Raw genomic sequence first — 17997 nt, forward strand, 5'->3', positions numbered from 1 at the left:
ATCTTTGCCATGTTGGATGCTGCTAGTTTAAAGGCGATCGCCCTCGAAGCCCGCCACTGCTTTTTGCTGGAAGATGCCCCGGATTTTGTTGAGTTGTTCCATCAAAGTATGGGGCTGTTGCAAGCAGAACTCCAACAACCCGCAGGCCACGATCAGGCAAAGCTATACCAAGATCTGGTGCGCGCTGCCCATTCCATCAAAGGGGGCGCTGGCATCGCAGAATTATCGACCCTGCACAACCTAGCCCACCAGATGGAGGATCTCTTAGAGGCGATCGCCGCCGGCCGGATTAAAGAAGAACAGACTGCACTCGATTTGATCAGCCTCGCCATGGAGGAGGTGCAACATTGCCTCGACTTGGCAGCCCGGGACGACGATCACCCAGGGGACAGTCCGGGGGCCGCACAAATGGCGATCGCCCTCCAAGAATTTCTCGGTCAGGCCCAGACCCCTGCACCCGAAGCCATTGCTCCTGCTGGTAATGCCCCCAGTAAATTTGTCGCCACCGCCCTTAAGGTGGACCTCGAAGCCTGTGTGCAGCGCCTCGAAAAACTCCTCACCCACGATCCGACCCCCCGCAGTGCCGCCCGCCAACTCAAAACCCTCGAAGAAGAATGCCGCCTCCTAGGGGATGCCCTTGGGGTTCCCTGGCTGAAGGCCATTGCCACCCTGATCCAAACGGCCCTAGATAGTGCGGCCATTGATTCTGTTACCCTCAGCCAAGGGGCGATCGCTGAAATCCGTCGTCTGACCCAGGCATACCTAGCCAACCCTGATGAGGCCAAGATTAGCGAATCATTCCAAGCTCTCCTAAGCGTTCCAGAGCCACCAAAACTTGAGATCCCAGCCGAGGCTGACCCCAGTCCCGATCCAGTTCCTGCCACGCCGGTTAATGCCACGCCAAAACCTGCTCCCAAACAAACCTCTAGCCTGCAAATTCGGATGCCGATCCAGCAACTCAACCGCATGGGGAATGCCGTTGGGGAACTGTTTATTGGCTACGAAAAGCTCACCCGGCACCAAGATCAACTCCTCCGGGCCAGCCGCAATCTTAAAAAAAGAACCCAGCAACTCAACCCGATCCGCGATGAAGTGACAGCCCTCTACGATAAATTGGCTGTGGCTACCGCTGGTTCTGGCCAAAATGGTGGCAGCCAGAAACCGTCCTTAGAATTGGCCACTGCGACCCATACGGAATTTGACACCCTCCACTTTGACCAATACACCCAGGCCCATTCCCAACTCCAGCAGTTCCAAGAACTAATGGTGCAGGTGCAGGAGATCCAGGAAGATTTGGAACTAATGCGGTGGGAGTTCCAAGAATCTTTAGAAGGAGTGCGGCAACAGCTAGAGTATCTCAACCAGGATCTGACCCAATCGCGCCTGATGCCCTTTGGCAACTTGGCACGCCGTTTCCGTCAGTCCTTGGAGACCTTAAGCAAACGCTATCCCCAGATGGCACAGCTCGTGATTGAGGGGGAACAGGTTTTGGTGGATCAAGCAATTCTGGAACAATTGCGTACGCCCCTGACCCACCTAATCCGGAATGCTTTTGACCATGGCATTGAACCGCCCAAGGAACGCCGCCAAGCCCAAAAAACCAAGACGGGAACCATTCGCCTCAGTGCGCAATTGCGGGGCAATATGGTGGAAATTTTGGTGCAGGATGATGGCCGGGGCATTGATCTAAACCGGGTGCAACAAAAGGCGATCGCCAAGGGACTTTGTGCGCCTAATCACCAACCGACCGAAGCCGAAATCCTTGAATATCTATTTGCCCCAGGCTTTTCGACGAGGGACACCGTCAGCGATCTCTCTGGTCGGGGTTTGGGTCTTGATATTGTCCGCCTCGAACTGGCCCAACTCAAGGGCACCATTACCGCCAGTAGTGAGCGGCACCAGGGCACACAATTTACGATCCGCATTCCCCTGAGCTTTAATATTTTGCCGTTGCTCCTCTGCCGCTGCCAGCAACAGGCGATCGCCTTTCCTTCGGTGACTGTCCAGGCTGTGCTCTCGCTGGTTAACAAAGACAATTTAGAGTATCCAGAATTTCTTGATTGGCAGGGCACCCCCCTTAAACTCCATGCCCTCGATCAACTACTGCCCTATCCCCAAAGCAATCTCCTCTTGCCCCCGGAACAGCGGCCAGCCCCCACCATCGGTCTGATCGTGCGTCAGGGGAAAAAATCTTTGGCGATCGCCGTGGACGAAATCCTTGGGGAACGGGAACTGGTGCTGAAATCCCTGGACAATACCGTGGCCTATCCTCCCTACGTTGCAGGGTGTACCGTTTTGGGTTCTGGGGAGGTGATTCCGGTGCTTTTGCCCGATGCCTTTGATCAACTCTTGGCCAGCCCAGACCAACCCCAAGCTCCCAGCCCCGCCCCTGAGCAACCCAAGCGCCAACCGACAATTTTGGTCATTGATGATTCTGTTGCTGTCCGCCGTACCCTCAATAAACTGTTGAGTCAAGTCGGCTATCAAGTGCAGCAGTGCCGGGATGGTAAAGAGGCCTGGAACCTCCTCAACCGCTCAAAACAGACCTTTGATCTCGCAATTTGTGACCTGGAAATGCCTGGTTATGATGGCTTTACCCTCTTGCAAATGGTGCGGGGCCAAAGCCAATGGGATCACTTACCCTTCGTAATGCTCACCTCCCGCGATAATGATCTCCACCGTCAGAAAGCCCAGGATCTCGGTGCCAATGATTACTTCACAAAACCATTTCACCCGGTGCGCTTCCTGAAGGCGATCGCCCAATATGTTGAAACCTAACCAACCAGGCCAGTTTTCAGATGGCGGGAATCAAAATAGTTTGCAAAAGTTCCTCTACCCGTTGGCGGAGCTTGCGGTTGTGGGGGTCAGCCAGGAGTGCTTTGTGGAGATAGGTGCGGGCTTTGTGGTGTTGCCCCTGTTGGAGTAAATGGCGGCCCCAACTGAGGTAGGTAATCCCTTGCCATTGGCGCACCTCTAGATCTTGGGGGAGCCGCTGGGCTAGACCTTCCATTAAGGCGATCGCCCTAGCATAGCGTTGTTGTTGTAAGCAGTCCTGGAGCCGTTGGTAGCTCTGCCACTTCAGCCGCTGATCTAAAGGAGAAAGGATCGCCCTCCCCGTGGGCTGCTGTGGTTCTGGGGATGGGAGCCAAGTTTGTTTGTCCGGAGAACGGTGGATTTCGGCCAGGACTTTGTAGGCTTGGGTAATCTGGATGAATTTGTATTCCGCTTGGCGATCGCCACGATTTACATCCGGGTGACATTGCCGCGCCAAACGACGATAGGCCGCCTTTACTGCTTCCAGCTCTGCATCAACCCGTAACCCTAAAATTTTGTAGCACTCAAGGAGATTCATCGATGGTTGTTATCTGGAAGGAGGCGAAATTTAACCCAAGGATACCCCAAAAAAATCCTGTCAGCGTGATTCCTTTGGCGAAACCCCAACAACACCGCTATGATCCTCTGAAAATGTCCTCACAACTCCCCCTCACCCGAAAACATTTAATGTCTGCTCCGCTCCAAATCACCATTAAGCTCTTCGCAATCTACCAAGAAACCTACGGCACCGAAGTTTTACATTGGCAAGTTGCCCCTGGCAGCACGGTTATGGACGTTTTCCAGCGCATTCTCAGTGAACATCCCAGTTTGGCAGAATGGCAGGCCGTCACCCGCTTTGGCGTGAATTTAGAATTTGTCTCCCCGGAAACAGTGCTCCAGGAGGGCGATGAGGTGGTTCTGATTCCTCCCGTCAGTGGTGGTTAATTTTTTGAGCGCACCACCCGCTGGAAAAAATTCCACTACAATACAAAGCGACTTTTGTTCTGTCCTTTGAGTCCATTACCGTTAGTTCGTTGGTGCCGCCGATGATTATGCACGTTGCCAATCTCCGCCAAAATTACACCAAAGCGGGTCTCCATGAAGATGATGTGAGCGATGACCCCATGGTGCAATTTGCCACTTGGTTCCAACAGGCAGCGGAAATTGATGAAATTCGTGAACCCAATGCGATGGTACTTAGCTCCGTCGGCCCTGATAGGAAACCGAGTTCACGGGTTGTGCTCCTAAAGGATTTTAGTGAAGCAGGGTTTACATTTTTTACGAACTACACCAGCCAAAAGGGTTTGGAACTAACAGGAACCCAATACGCAGCCTTGGTCTTTTGGTGGGAACCCCTAGAAAGACAAGTACGCATCGAAGGCACCGTCGAAAAACTGCCTCCTGAACGCTCCGATGAATATTTCGCCAGCCGCCCCCGTAAATCCCAAATTGGGGCCTGGGCCTCTGCCCAAAGCCAGGCGATCGCCAATCGGGAAGTCCTCGAACAACGCTTCAAAGACCTCGAAGCCGAGTACGCCGATAAAGAGATTCCCCGGCCAGACCATTGGGGCGGCTTTTTGGTGAAGCCCGAAAAAATTGAATTTTGGCAAGGACGTCCCAGTCGGCTCCATGACCGGCTTGTGTTTACCTTACAAGGCGATCGCACCTGGCAACGGCAACGCTTAGCGCCGTAAATTTTAGCTCTGCAACCCGAAGCGGCCTAAGATTTGTACTGAGCAGATTCACGGAAAGTCAGTACATGAAAAGCCTTTGGAATGATCAAGAAGCAGCCACCTACCAGGGGGATTTGGCCCTGCGGGTTTACACGTCGCGTTTGTTAGGGCGAGATCCCTCTTTGGTACTCCATGGCGGTGGTAATACCTCCGTCAAAGTCACGGAAACGAACCTAGTTGGCGAAACAGAAGAAATCCTCTACGTCAAAGGGAGCGGTTGGGATTTGGCAACCATCGAGGCGGCGGGTTTTGCCCCGGTGCGGCTGCAGCATTTGTTGAAATTGGCTCAATTACCCAGCCTAAGTGACCCCCAGATGGTCAACGAACTAAAGACCCAAATGACCGTCGCCACCGCCCCGACCCCTTCGGTAGAAACGATTTTGCACGCGATTTTGCCCTACAAATATGTCGATCACACCCACGCCGATGCGATTGTGACGATTACGAACACACCGGAGGGACTGGAGCGAATCAAGGAAATTTATGGCGATCGCCTGGTGATCATTCCCTACATCATGCCGGGGTTTGACCTGGCCCGCCTCTGTGCCGAAAAATTCGCCGCCGCCGCCCATGGCCAAACCGAAGGGATGATTTTGTTAAACCACGGGATTTTCTCCTTTGGGGCGACGGCTAAAGAATCCTATGAGCGGATGATTGCCCTTGTCCAGGAAGCAGAAACCTATCTCCAGCAGCAAGGGGCTTGGCAGATTCCCCAACGTTCTGTAAAAACCAGTGACACTCCCATCGCGAAAACCCTAGCCCAACTCCGTTACGACGTTTCCCAGGTGGCAGGTTTCCCCGTGATTCTTAAAGGCGATCACCGCCCGGAAATTTTAAACTTTACCCAACGGGAAGACTTAGGGCGCATTTCCCAACAAAATCCCGCCACCCCTGACCATGTAATCCGCACCAAACCTGTGCCCCTAATTGGCCGCGATGTGCAAGGATTCGCCGCCGCTTACAAAGCCTATTTCACCAACCAAGCGCCCCAGGCCAAGGAACCCAAAACCATGCTTGATCCAGCCCCCAGGGTGATCCTCGATCCGGAATTGGGTTTAATTACCGTCGGCCAAACCGCCAAATCCGCCAACATTGTCGCAGATATCTATCGCCACACCATCGAGATTATTACCCGTGCTGAACGGCTCAGTCGCTACCAAGCCCTGTCCCAAAAAGATATTTTTGATATGGAATATTGGGATCTAGAGCAGGCCAAACTGAAAAAAGGGGGCAATCCACCAGAATTTACCGGCGAGATTGCCCTGGTGACAGGAGCTGCCTCTGGCATTGGTAAAGCCTGCGTTGAATCTCTCCTCAAACGGGGTGCTGCAGTGGTAGCTCTGGATATTAACCCCGCCATCGAAACCCTCTGCGATCGCCCTGATTTTCTTGGCCTGACCTGTGACCTGACGGACGAAATCCAAATTAAAAACGCCTTAGAGCAAGCAGTCCAATATTTTGGTGGTCTGGACATGGTAATCCTCAATGCCGGTATTTTCCCCCCCAGTCAGGCGATCGCCAATCTTCCCACCGACCACTGGCGACAGGTACTCGGCATTAATCTCGACAGCAATTTGGTTCTGTTGCGGGAATGCCATCCTTTCCTGAAACTGGCACCGAAAGGGGGTCGGGTTGCGCTCATTGGCTCGAAAAATGTTGCTGCTCCAGGTCAAGGGGTCGCCGCCTATTCCGTTTCCAAAGCGGCCCTCAACCAACTGGCACGGGTGGCCGCTCTCGAATGGGGTTCAGACGGGATTCGGATCAATACCGTCCATCCCAATGCCGTTTTCGATACAGGAATTTGGACACCCGAAGTCCTCGAAAAACGCGCCAAAGCCTACGGCCTGACCATTGAAGATTACAAGAAAAACAATCTCCTCCAGGTGGAAATCACTAGCCAGGACGTCGCCGAATGTGCCGTAACCCTTTGCAGTGATCTATTCGCTAAAACAACCGCCGCCCAAATTCCCCTTGATGGCGGCAACGAGCGCGTCATCTAAATATAAACAAAGTCCCCCTTCCGCAGGGGGAGCTAGGGGGATGTTATTTACATAATGCCAACAAAATGGAGCGGGCCTTGGCCACTAATCAACTCCAACAACAACGCCAAAAAGCCGATCATGGCGAGGCGGCCATTTAAAACCTCGGCGCTGGTATTCATGCCCCAGGACAATTCTTGGGGATACATTTTCATATTTTCTTTGGGGTGGGTGACCTGACCAAAGGTGCGAGGACATTGTTCGAGGGAATCGGTGACCAAGTTCGCCAAGGATTCGATGAACAATGGATGAGTATTCAGAGCCGGAACGCGGCGGAAATTTTCAATGCCAGCTTCCTCGGCAACTTCCCGATACTCAATATCGATTTCCTGGAGGGTTTCGATGTGCTCAGACACGAAACTAATGGGAATCACCACCAAATCCTTCACGCCTTTTTCGCCCAGGGCAATGAGGGAATCTTCGGTGTAGGGTTGGAGCCATTCTACGGGGCCAACACGACTTTGGTAGGCCAGGGTGTAGTCATTGGGACGACCAAGGGCTTCCATGATTAATTTGGTGCATTCTTCGATTTCTCGCTGGTAGGGATCTCCTGCTTCTTCGACATAGCTTTGGGGGACGCCATGGGCACTAAAGAAAATATGGGCCTGGTCTGGGTTATCAAATTGATCCAGCTCTTGGCGAATGAGATCGACCATCGCAGCAATGTATTGGGGATGGTCATACCAGGAGGGAATGAGGGTGTAATCGAGTTGATTGAGGTCTTTGTCGGTGCGCCACATTTCTTCGAGCACCCGGAAGCTAGACCCGCTAGTGCTGATGGAAAACTGGGGATAGAGTGGCAATACCACAAGCTGATCAAGGTCGTCTTTTTTGATTTCGGCGATCGCCTCTTCAGTAAAGGGGTGCCAGTAGCGCATCCCCACATAAACTTTGACCTCTTGACCCCACTCCGCTAACTTTTGGGCGAGGGCTGTCCCCTGGGCTTCGGTGATTTGTCGGAGGGGCGAACCACCGCCAATTTCTTTATAGTTTTCTTGGGATTTGCCGGCCCGGAGCGTGGAAATGAGCCAAGCAAGCGGCTTTTGCATCCATGGCGCGGGTAAACGAATAATTTCGGGGTCAGCAAACAAATTAAATAAAAAAGGACGGACATCCTCTAATTTGTCTGGCCCACCTAGGTTAAGTAATAAGACCCCAACACGACCCATAGCTGATACAAATTAAATTTACTGGTATTTTCTTTAAGTTATTGTAACAATATATCTCTTTGGGACGGCGTGCCTGTCGTGGTGGCTACAAGAAAGTCGAAAAAGTTTACATTTCACCACTTTATTTTTCAGGTTTTCGGCAAGCCCAAGTAGTGTCTTTCTAAACAACTCGCTTGAGGCCTTCAGCGGAGAAGCGATGGACCTGTTCGGCCCTTTGAGGACGCCCGAGAAAATATCCTTGGGCTATGTCACACCCCATTTCTTTGAGTAAATCCAGGATGGCCTGATTCTCGACCCCTTCTGCCACCACTTCTAGGCCGAGGCTATGGGCTAAATTAATCGTCGAGCGGACAATCACCAGGCTTTGTTCGTTGGTGAGCATATCCACCACAAAGGATTGATCAATTTTTAGGGCATGAACCGGAAACCGCTGTAAATAACTCAGGGAAGAATACCCGGTACCAAAGTCATCAATGGATAAATGCACCCCCAGATTAGCGAAGCATTGTAATAGCTCTAGGGCATAGCGCGGGTCACTCATGAGGGCGGTTTCTGTAATTTCGAGTTCAACCTGTGCAGGGATGATTTCATATTGCTGGAGGAGCGACTCAAAGGTGGTCAGGCAGTTTGGATCTAACAAGCTACAGGCCGATAGATTAAGGGCGATCGCCAAATCAAGACCTTGGTTTTGCCAGGCTTTTTTTTGTTGGAAAGCTTCTTCCCAAATCCAGTAGGTCAGCGCGTGGATTGCATCGCTTTGTTCCGCGAGGGGGACAAATTCGGCGGGGGAAATAAGCCCAAACGTGGGGTGGTGCCAACGGGCTAAAGCCTCTACGCCAATCAGTCTTTTTTGCCGGAGATCAAACTTCGGTTGGTAGCATAAAAAGAATTGTTGGCGGGCGCTCGGCTTTCCGAGGCTAGAGAGAATGGCGAGGCGACGCGGGGTGTAGTGGTCAATATCTTCGTGGTAAATCTCGTAGGCCGTGCGTTTTTGCTTTGCCGCATACATCGCCACTTCGGCACTGCGGAGGGCGGCGTGGCTATCTGTCCCGTGGTTGGGGAACATCGCAATCCCCAGGCTCGCCGTAATATGAATCACATTGCCCGCCGTGACAAAGGGTTGCTGGATTGCCGCCTGCAAAATATCGGCCAATTCCACCGCATGCTGGCAGGCTTCTTCCCATTCACTGTGCATCATCGGACAGGCAACGGCAAATTCGTCTCCCCCCAAACGACAGACAATCCCCTGGTAGGGACTGAGGGCCGAGAGTAAGCGCAGGGCAATCTGTTGCAGAAAGGTATTCCCAAGCTTATGACCCAGGGTGTCATTGAGATCCTTAAAACGGTCTAGGTCAATGAGCATCACAATGATTAATTCGTACCCCAAGGAGGGCGCATTTAACCACTCCTGAATCGTGTCATGGAATAGATTGCGATTGCCGATGGTCGTCAAACTATCGTAGCGGGCTTGGTAGCGCAGTTCTTTGAAATGGTGCGCATTGGCGATCGCCAAAGAAATCGACTGACCCAGGGCGCGGAGGGTATCAATTTCATAGGAAGCTAAGGTTTTATCCTCTTGGAATAGCATCAACAGCAAGCCAAACTGTTGTTCATGGAAAACCAAAGGAATCGTTAAAACCTTCGCCGCATTGCTCAGGGCAACACTTTGGGGACTGAGATCATCACAAAAACAAGCTAATTCCGCAGCGTCTAAAATTTGGAGCGTTTTATCCTGCAAAGCATAGCGAAAAAGACGATGGCTGGCGGTGAGTTGATTGAGGGCAACGCGCCTTTCCGACGAAAAACCCGCATGGCTCTGGAGCTTGAGTAGGCCATCCTCAAAAGTTGCACCTTCTAATAAATAAAAACCAATACAAGTTTCCCCATAATATTGATGTAGCGTTGTCGTGGTTTCCCGGGCGATATCTTCAATTTCTAGGGAGCCATGTAAACGCTGGGTAAGGGCATGGGCCAAGGTCAAGAAGCAATTATGCATCTGCAAAGACCGTTGGGAACGTCGCAGTTCCGCTTCGACCTGTTTGAGGGCAGAAATATCAATGGCAATGCCCGTAAATCCCGAAGCATTTTGATCGAGATCAAGTTCAACCCGCGACGCAAATCCATATAGTCTTAAGGTTTTACCCTGTTTTGTCCGGACTCGAAATTCCCCTTCTGCATAGCCTTGACTAAAAACTTCTAGTAACTGTTGCTGCACAAACTCTCGATCTTCAGGCACAACCGTCTCGATCGCCTTGAGGTGAGACATTTCTGCATCACTAAAACCGAGCACTTCTTGATAAAAACGATTCCAACGGATAAAGTTGCCCGCACCATCACAGACGAACAACGCGCCTTGGAGGCTATTAAATAATCCTTGGAGAATATTGCGTTCGGATTCTAAGGCTTCACTGGTCTGTCTGTAGGCAGAGGCTCGACGCTGGAACGTCGTTAAAGTTGGCAACCACCGCACCAGTCCAACGCCAACGAAGATCAGCCCAACACCTTCACTAATAAATCGCTCACCGAACTGCCAGACCGTTCCTAAAGATTGCCACTGGGCGGCGAGGTATTGAGAGAATTGCAAAAAAGATAACCAACGTCCTAAAGCTAACAGGATGCAACCAAAAATAATGTAGCGATAGTCCTGTTGCCGCATCGCGATTTTTTGATCATGTTTTACGAGGACATAGACAATGCCCGTTAACATCAAAGCGGCACATAGGGCAGCAAGGGACTGGTACATAGATATGGCTAGAGCGGTAAGAAATGGTGTCGGAAAAAAGCTGCAATCTAAATGTATTTTATCGGTGAAAAACTTCTCAAATTATAGAATTGCTTACAGGTTAACTGAGCTTAACTAAACCTCTTTTGAGTTGGGGACATGGGCCTAGGGTTCAAGGAGATGCCGGGGCATGACAATCAAGGTTGTGCCTTCCCGACGTAGCACATAAACGGTCTGATGGGGATCAATGGTGACGGTTTCGTCGGCGCAGCGGGCGCGCCAGGAGTTGCCTTCGTACAAAACGCGGCCAGCTTCACCGGGGGCGATCGCCGTTAGGGTTTCGGCATCGGCAGCATCACTGAGGGTCCGCATGGAAGTTTTGGGGGTAAAAAAACGGCGGGAACTCACAATGGCGATGGTCGAAAACAGCAGCCATAGAAAAATTTGTATATTCGGATTCAGGCTCGGAATGAGATACACAATGACAGCCACGGCCACGGCCCCAAGCCCTAGCATAAACTCCATGAAGGCGGTGGGAAAAATAAACTCTAGGGAGCAAAGCACCGCGCCAATAATTAACCAGATCATTAAAGGATTGAGCATTCACCGAGACCCTAATACTGGGGATTTTTCGCCATATAATTCGATCAGGGATGGCCTCCGTGGGTCAGCACCATTGACCGCTGACTTCATCATAGCTTGACTACTGGGCCTGGGCTGTTTGTGCGCTGTACTGTTTTCTAAAGTTTATGTCTATTACTCTTCCTTATCTCCGAGCATCGGGTTCCTTGGCGTTAACCTTTCAGGCAGCGGATCTTGTTGGCGATCGCTACTGGGTGGTTGCGCCGCAAATTTGGCAAGACACCAAGCCCGAAGCACCACCGGACTGCACAGCCCCCAATGACCTGGCCCAACGCTATGGCAAATTATATTCCCGTCAACTGCACCTGCCCCGCATTTACGATATTTTGTCTCTTCCGGAAGGGGAAATTTTACTCCTCGACAACATCCCAATTAACAATCAAGGGGAACTGCTGCCTGCCCTAGGATCGGTCTGGGCCGATGCTTCTCCCCTGCAACAGTTAAATTGGCTGTGGCAAATGCTCGATCTCTGGGAAGATTTGGCAGCCGTGGCCATGGGCACTAGCCTTTTGCCGTTAGAAAATATCCGGGTCGATGGTTGGCGACTCCGACTGATGGAATTATTGGCCGATCCCCCTGGTGCGCCTGTCACTTTAGGGGCCTTAGCAACCCCCTGGCGATCGCTCCTGGCCGAAAGCACGCCGCCACTCCAAGCAATGCTGACGGAACTAATTGAAAGCTTTAGCGAACCGGATGCAGATCTAGAGATTATTTTGCCCCGGTTAAATCAGCTCCTTTTGGAGCAGTCTAGCCAGCAACATCTGCAAATGGCGATCGCCAGTGCCACCGACCAGGGAAAACTCCCCACAAGCAACCAAGATGCCCACTACCCCACGACCCAGGATTTAGCCGCTCCCCCTACGGCAACCCTAGCCTTGAGTGATCATTTACTAATGGTGTGTGACGGCGTTGAAGGTCATGGCCAAGGTGAAGTAGCGAGTCAGTTGGCAATTCAATCCCTCAAGTTGCAATTGACGGGTTTCTTCCAAGGGCTATTCGATACCGATGAAGTGGTTCCCCCGGCGGTCATCGAACAACAGCTAGCGGCCTACATTCGCATTACAAATAACTTGATCGCCGAACGTAACGACCAAGAAGGACGCACGGGGGGCGATCGCATGGCCACTACTCTAACCCTTGCCCTCCAGGTACCCCAAAGACCCAAGGCCGACGAACTCCAGGATAGCCACAGCCACGAACTCTACATTGCCCAGGTGGGGGACAGCCGGGCCTATTGGCTTACTAAAGATCAATGCGTTTGCTTGACGGTGGATGATGATGTGCTCAGTCGGGAAGTCCAGGCGGGCCGGGCCATTTATCGTCAAGGGTTACAGCGTCCTGATCACATGGCCCTCACCCAAGCCCTAGGGATTAAAGGGGGCGATCGCCTCCATCCTGTGATTCGCCGCTTCGTGTTTACTGAAGATGGGGTGTTGGTGGTCTGTTCCGACGGCCTGAGTGACCAGCAATTTTTAGAGTCCCATTGGCAGACCTTCGCCCCGGTGATTATCCAGGGTCATTTGCCCCCGGCGGCCCTGCTCCAGAGCTTAATCGAGAAGGCGATCGCCAAAAATCCTGAAGATAACATTACGGCGGCGATCGCCTTCTACCGCTTCACAACGGACACCTTCACCCAGGCCCCGGAACTTGAAACCACTTCTTCTCCTGAAGACTTTGAGCCGGAATTTGTCCCCCCGGATCTGGCCCTAGACACAACCCTTGAGGCGGAACTGGCGTCGGAACCAGAAGCGGAAAATAGTCTGTCCCAGTTCACCTTAATTTTAGTGAGTTTAGTAGCGATTCTTTTGATGTTAGTCCTGGCGGCCTTTGGTTTGAACTGGCTGTTAAACCGTGAACCTCTACCGACGCAACCGGGTGATCCGAATCTTGAAACCCCTACAAACGTAGAGTAGTACGCAGGAAATAAGCAATTTTTTCTGCACTTTCTGGCATCCCTAGGGCAGCGACATTGGCGGCGATCGCCTCCCGTTTTCCCGGTACTCCCAATAGACCCAAGACCATCGCCGTGAGAGATTCAGGGGTTAATTCAGCCTGGGGTGCTAACAGTGCGGCTTCGTGTTTCGCAAAAACCTGGGCATTGAGGGTTTGGTGGTCCTCGGCGGCGTAGGGATAGGGAATCAGAATGGCCGGCGTTTTGGTAATGGTTAATTCCGTCAGGGCGCTGGCCCCGGAGCGACTAATCACCACGTCCGCCCGTTGCAGGAGGGGAGCAATATTCTCAACAAAGGGTAAGGTGAGATAGTTTTCGGCTTGGAACTGACTAACATCAGGGTCGTTTTTCCCGGTGATATGAACGATCGAGGCTCCGGCTTCGAGCCAGCGGCCCGCACATTGACGCACCAATTGATTAATCCCCACGGCCCCCTGGGAGCCTCCCATTGCCAAAATCAAGGGGCGATCGCCTGGAAGATCTAACTCTAGGGGTTGGGGCGTGAGAAATTCGGCTCGCACTGGGGTGCCGAGGTGAATGGTTTTTGCTTTGGGTAAATATTGGGCCGACTCCTGAAAGCCCACAATCACAGCGGTGGCATATTGCCCCAACAGGCGGGTCACTTTACCAGGAAGTACATTCGACTCGTGGAGGATCACCGGAATTCGCCGCAGTCGCGCCGCCAGGATTGCCGGAGCAGCAATATATCCCCCGGTGGTAAAGACTAGATCAATTTGGCGATCGCCCAAAATTTTGTAGGTTTGAAAAATAGACGCGAGCAACTGCAAACCATTGGCTAGCTTTTGGAGGGGGTTGCCCTGGAGTCCCTTGGCCGTGACCGCATGGCGGCGATATTGATTAGGCACTAAATCCGTTTCGAGGCGATCGCGTACCCCCAACCATTCAATCTCACAGTCCGTTAATTTTTCTGCCACCGCCAGGGCCGGAAAGAGATGTCCCCCGGTGCCGCTGGCCGCCATCAAGATTCGGGTCACTGCCTTTGCCACAATTTCAGTCGTTTTTCGTCTCAGGTTCTAGAATAGATTACACGTTCTGATCAACTGATGGGAACTTGTCCGCTTGAAGGAGTGATCGAAAATTTATGGGCTACTGGCAATCTTGGCAACGGTTTTTTGGCATGGCGATCGCCACGGGAGTTTTAACCCTGGGATTTGGTTTACGCAGCGAGGCCCGCACTCCGGCCACTGCCCCAGCTTCCCTCACGGATCTTTTGGTAGACATTGACCAAGCCGCCAATGACCAACAACTAGAACAACTCTTAAATTTCTACGGTGAGAATTTTACCCACAGCGACGGGCTAACCAAGACGGATCTCCAGGACTTGTTAACGCAACTCTGGGAAGAGTATCCCCGCCTGAGCTACAACACCAAGCTCCTCAATTGGGAACAAACGGGCGATCGCCTCGTGGCCGAAACCGAAACCCAAGTGCGGGGCCTCAAGAAACAAGCAGGCCGCTGGGTTCATTATGAAAGTACAATCCGTTCCCAACAGACATTCCAAGGGGACAAATTGATTAGCCAAGATATTTTGTCTGAAGCGTCAACCCTCACCAGTGGCGACAATCCCCCCGCCTTGAAAGTCTTAATCCCAGAAACCGTTGCCCCTGCCGCTGATTTTGGCTTTGATGTGATTGTGCAGGATCCCTTGGGGGAAGAGATTTTATTGGGGGGTGCCCTCGAAGAACCGATTACCAGTAGCACCTACACGAATCCGGAGGCCTTTGACCTGGATATTCTGCCTGCTGGCGGCATTTTTAAACGGGTAGAAGCCCCCACCGAAGCGGGAGATATGTGGTACTCGGCCCTGGTGGTACGCAGTGATGGCATGGTGCTCACCACCCACCGGGTCAAGGTTGAAGATGCGCCTCTCCAGGCCAACGGTCTATAGTTTGTCCGGCTAATTTTGTTTGAGTGAAATCTCTAAATAGCGTCAATTACCGCTCCGTGTTCAATGTTTGAGAACGCTACTGGGGCGGTTTTTGGTCTTTGGTCGGATCTAGGTCGGGGGAATACCCATCTTCGGGGTGGCTTTGTTTCATGAAGTAATAGCCCACCGTCAGGGAAAGAATAATCGCAGCAATGCCAAATAAACTCACGCTATCGGTGGTTTTGATGTCTAGGATAATTACCTTCCGGGCGATCGCAATAATGGCGACGGATAAAACCACCTCAAAATGGGGGCGTCCCTTAGAAAGATAGGTGTTGATAATGCTCTCTAAAAGTTCGATGCCGATAATGATCAGCATAAAGAGACTAAAAACTTCTAGCAGTTGGTCAGCGTTTAACAACAGTATTGGGGGGGCGGCAATACTTTGGAACAGGAACCAGCCAAAATCCAGGGTCGCTAAGCCAATGGCGATCGCCATCATCGCCAGCAAGATTTGAATCATTAATTTTTCGTAGCGTTTAAAGAGCTTGAGCATTGAGTCCCTGGGGCTAGAGTGGTGTTCTGGTACAAAAGGATTCCCAGGGAAATATTGTAGTATGCGGCCTTCTTAGGAAAAATAGGCCAGGGTGACGCCAGCCCCCCCTTCTTTTTGATCGGCGAGTTCGTAGCGCTGAATTTGGGGATGGTATTTCAAAAATTCATGGACGCCTTCCCGGAGCTTGCCGGTACCTTTGCCGTGGATAATCCAAATGACCTGGGAACCCGCAGCAGTGGCATTGGCGATCGCCTGTTCGAGGCTACTTTCTGCTTGGTGCATCCGTTGTCCCCGGATATCGATGGTATTGCGGGTGGTGCGCACCGTCACGGTTTCGGGGGTTTTTGCTTTGGGGAGCGCTTGTTTTTTCGGGGTTTTTGGCTTGGGTTCTGCTTCGACTTTCTGGCCCTGGAGCGATTCAATTTCTGTCCAATCGAGGGACATTTTCATCACCCCAAAACGGGCGACGAGGGTTTTATTGTCAGGGTCTAGTTCAATGACCTCGGCGGTTTGTCCCAGCTTAGAAATGCGGATTTTTTCCCCCAATTGCGGTTGATAACCCGGTTTTTTCCGTTTGGGTTGACTCATTTTGCTCGCGGCAATGTCCCCCAGGGCTTCGGTGGCAACCTGGGCTTTTTGGGCGGTGGGCTGGCCCTTTTGTAGGGTGCGAATTACCTGGGCAATCTCAGCTTTGGCTTCGGCGATCGCCGCTTGTACCTGTTGGTCTTGGGCGAGTTTGAGTTCTGCTTCCCGGCGTTGGAGATCGGCGGCTTTACTGGAAACTTCCGTATAGAACCGTTCGGTCTGTTTGAGGAGGGCTTCGGCTTCCTTGGCTTTTTGCTCCTGTTCTCGCCGCTGGGCTTCGAGGGCGGCAATCACCTCGTTGACATTGGTATTGGTATTCCCCAACAGATCCTGGGCTGTTTCCACAATTTCCGCATCTAGGCCCAAACGCTGGGCGATCGCCAAGGCATTGGAACGTCCCGGAATCCCCCAGAGCAACTTGTAGGTGGGCCGGAGGGAATATTCGTCAAATTCGACCGAGGCATTTTCAAAGCGCTCATCCTCGTACTTCAGGGCCTTCAGTTCCCCGTAGTGGGTGGTAGCCACCGTGAGCTGGGTCTGGTCTGCCAAATATTTCAACAGGGCGATCGCCAGGGCGCTGCCTTCGGTGGGATCGGTGCCGGCCCCCACTTCATCGAGGAGCACAAGATTGTTCTGACTCTCCTGGTCTAAGGCCTCGATAATGCGACCCACACGGCGAATATGACCGGAAAAAGTCGATAAACTTTGCTGGAGAGATTGTTCATCGCCAATGTCAGCTAAAACCTGGTCAAACCAAGGGACTTCCACCGGGGCGATCGCCGGGATAAAAAGGCCCACCTTCGCCATGAGCGCGGCCATTCCCAGAGTCTTTAAGGTGACAGTTTTGCCGCCAGTATTGGGGCCTGTGATCGCCACAACGCGGATTTCTGGGCGAATTTGCACATTGATCGGGATAACTTCCAGGCTTTCTTCTTGCTTCTCTTGCCACACCAGCAAAGGATGGCGCAACTGCCGCAGTACTGTCGGTTGATCGGGGGCGATAAATTTGGGCGGATGCCCATCGAGCCAAAGACTATAGCGAGCGCGGGTCATGGCGAGATCGAGGGTGGTGGCGATCGCCAGGAGTTTTTCGAGATCCTCGACTACCTCAGCCACTTTTTCGGTGAGCTGACGCAGGACAATTTCAATTTCCCGCTCCTCTTGTTTTACGGCCTGGCGGAGGCGATTACCCAACTCCACAATCCCCTTGGGTTCGATGTAAAGGGTCGAGCCCGTGCTAGAAATATCGTGGACGATGCCAGGAATTTGTTCTTTTTGCCCTGCCTTAACGGGTAACACAAAGCGATCGCCCCGCTGGGTAATGACTGCTTCTTGGATGGAGCCACTGTGCCGCTGCATGATCCGCTGCAAGGTTTGGTAAATCTGCTCCCTGGCCCCTTTGATTTTGACGCGAATTCCTTCGAGCTTCGGGCTGGCTCGGTCTGTAACATCTCCCCGGTCATCGATGCAATGGTGAATATCTTGTTCTAATTCCGGGTAGGTGCGCACCTGCTCAACCAGGCGCGTCAGTTGGGGGAGTTCTAGTTCCGCATTTTCCACTAAGCGCCGCAAACGACGCACTCCGGCCAGGGTGGTGGCAATGAGCAATAAATCTTTGCCAGTGATCAGCCCGCCCACGGTCGCCCGCTCCAAAGCATCACTGATATCACCAATCCCCTCAAAGGAAACGCCGTTGTCCACCGCTCCATCTAAGGCCTGCATTTCGACGGTTTGGGCCAGGAGAATCTCACTGTCTGCTTGGCTCTGGGGAAAAACCAAATGCTGCGCGGCGATCGCCCCTAACTTGGTTGCGGCAAAGGTCGATAAATGTTGGCACAGGCGTTGCCATTCGAGAAGTTTAAGGGTTTCGGCTTGGATCTCAGTCAAGGACAGTTAAG

Annotated in this window: 13 protein-coding genes; 6 read left to right on the forward strand and 7 right to left on the reverse strand. The window is 52.3% G+C overall.

Annotated features, from left to right (window positions below):
• Window positions 1–9: 9 nt before the first annotated feature.
• Entirely contained in the window at window positions 10–2778 is a 2769-nt protein-coding gene (locus AACT35_RS12110) for a hybrid sensor histidine kinase/response regulator (protein ID WP_099239691.1), read from the forward strand.
• A 16-nt stretch (window positions 2779–2794) separates the two neighbouring features.
• Here AACT35_RS12110 and AACT35_RS12115 read toward each other — a convergent pair whose 3' ends face one another.
• A complete protein-coding gene (locus AACT35_RS12115) occupies window positions 2795–3352 on the reverse strand; it encodes a J domain-containing protein (RefSeq protein WP_099239693.1) in 558 nt (185 codons plus the stop codon).
• Between the two features lie 2 nt (window positions 3353–3354).
• Here AACT35_RS12115 and AACT35_RS12120 point away from each other — a divergent pair, with 2 nt between their 5' ends.
• From AACT35_RS12120 to AACT35_RS12130, 3 genes are all read left to right on the forward strand, one after another.
• Window positions 3355–3759: a MoaD/ThiS family protein gene (locus tag AACT35_RS12120; RefSeq protein ID WP_339374616.1), complete on the forward strand. Its 405-nt coding sequence runs from the start codon at window positions 3355–3357 to the stop codon at window positions 3757–3759.
• A gap of 101 nt (window positions 3760–3860) precedes the next feature.
• Window positions 3861–4508, forward strand: a complete 648-nt coding sequence (gene pdxH / locus AACT35_RS12125) for a pyridoxamine 5'-phosphate oxidase (RefSeq protein WP_099239695.1) — start codon at window positions 3861–3863, stop codon at window positions 4506–4508.
• Window positions 4509–4573: 65 nt separating this feature from the next.
• The gene (locus AACT35_RS12130) at window positions 4574–6547 is read left to right on the forward strand and encodes a bifunctional aldolase/short-chain dehydrogenase (protein ID WP_099239697.1); all 1974 of its coding nucleotides are present in this window, start codon (window positions 4574–4576) and stop codon (window positions 6545–6547) included.
• Window positions 6548–6594: 47 nt separating this feature from the next.
• On the opposite strand, the gene hemH is transcribed toward AACT35_RS12130, so the two are convergent.
• The 3 genes from hemH to AACT35_RS12145 all read right to left on the reverse strand — a co-directional run bounded on the left by hemH (window position 6595) and on the right by AACT35_RS12145 (window position 11080).
• Entirely contained in the window at window positions 6595–7755 is a 1161-nt protein-coding gene (gene hemH / locus AACT35_RS12135; RefSeq protein WP_012308184.1) for a ferrochelatase, read from the reverse strand.
• 160 nt (window positions 7756–7915) lie between these two features.
• On the reverse strand, window positions 7916–10498 hold the full coding sequence (locus tag AACT35_RS12140) for a sensor domain-containing protein (protein WP_099239699.1): 2583 nt from the start codon (window positions 10496–10498) through the stop codon (window positions 7916–7918).
• A gap of 144 nt (window positions 10499–10642) precedes the next feature.
• The gene (locus tag AACT35_RS12145; RefSeq protein ID WP_099239701.1) at window positions 10643–11080 is read right to left on the reverse strand and encodes an NfeD family protein; all 438 of its coding nucleotides are present in this window, start codon (window positions 11078–11080) and stop codon (window positions 10643–10645) included.
• Window positions 11081–11226: 146 nt separating this feature from the next.
• On the opposite strand from AACT35_RS12145, the gene AACT35_RS12150 reads away from it, so the two are divergent.
• Window positions 11227–13032, forward strand: a complete 1806-nt coding sequence (locus AACT35_RS12150; RefSeq protein WP_099239703.1) for a protein phosphatase 2C domain-containing protein — start codon at window positions 11227–11229, stop codon at window positions 13030–13032.
• On the opposite strand, the gene murG is transcribed toward AACT35_RS12150, so the two are convergent.
• Entirely contained in the window at window positions 13016–14077 is a 1062-nt protein-coding gene (murG, locus tag AACT35_RS12155) for an undecaprenyldiphospho-muramoylpentapeptide beta-N-acetylglucosaminyltransferase (protein WP_216820548.1), read from the reverse strand. The two genes, AACT35_RS12150 and murG, sit on opposite strands and share 17 nt — an antisense overlap.
• A gap of 95 nt (window positions 14078–14172) precedes the next feature.
• Between murG and AACT35_RS12160 the strand changes: the two genes are divergently transcribed.
• Window positions 14173–14979 carry a hypothetical protein gene (locus AACT35_RS12160; protein WP_065717075.1) on the forward strand — a complete coding sequence of 269 codons (807 nt, stop codon included), beginning with the start codon at window positions 14173–14175 and terminating at the stop codon, window positions 14977–14979.
• 76 nt (window positions 14980–15055) lie between these two features.
• On the opposite strand, the gene AACT35_RS12165 is transcribed toward AACT35_RS12160, so the two are convergent.
• Both AACT35_RS12165 and AACT35_RS12170 read right to left on the reverse strand, forming a co-directional pair.
• Window positions 15056–15514: a phosphate-starvation-inducible PsiE family protein gene (locus AACT35_RS12165; RefSeq protein WP_030007941.1), complete on the reverse strand. Its 459-nt coding sequence runs from the start codon at window positions 15512–15514 to the stop codon at window positions 15056–15058.
• A 72-nt stretch (window positions 15515–15586) separates the two neighbouring features.
• The gene (locus AACT35_RS12170) at window positions 15587–17986 is read right to left on the reverse strand and encodes an endonuclease MutS2 (RefSeq protein WP_099239707.1); all 2400 of its coding nucleotides are present in this window, start codon (window positions 17984–17986) and stop codon (window positions 15587–15589) included.
• Window positions 17987–17997: the final 11 nt, after the last annotated feature.

This window comes from Synechococcus sp. BDU 130192 (assembly GCF_963876085.1).
Lineage (GTDB): Bacteria > Cyanobacteriota > Cyanobacteriia > Cyanobacteriales > MRBY01 > MRBY01.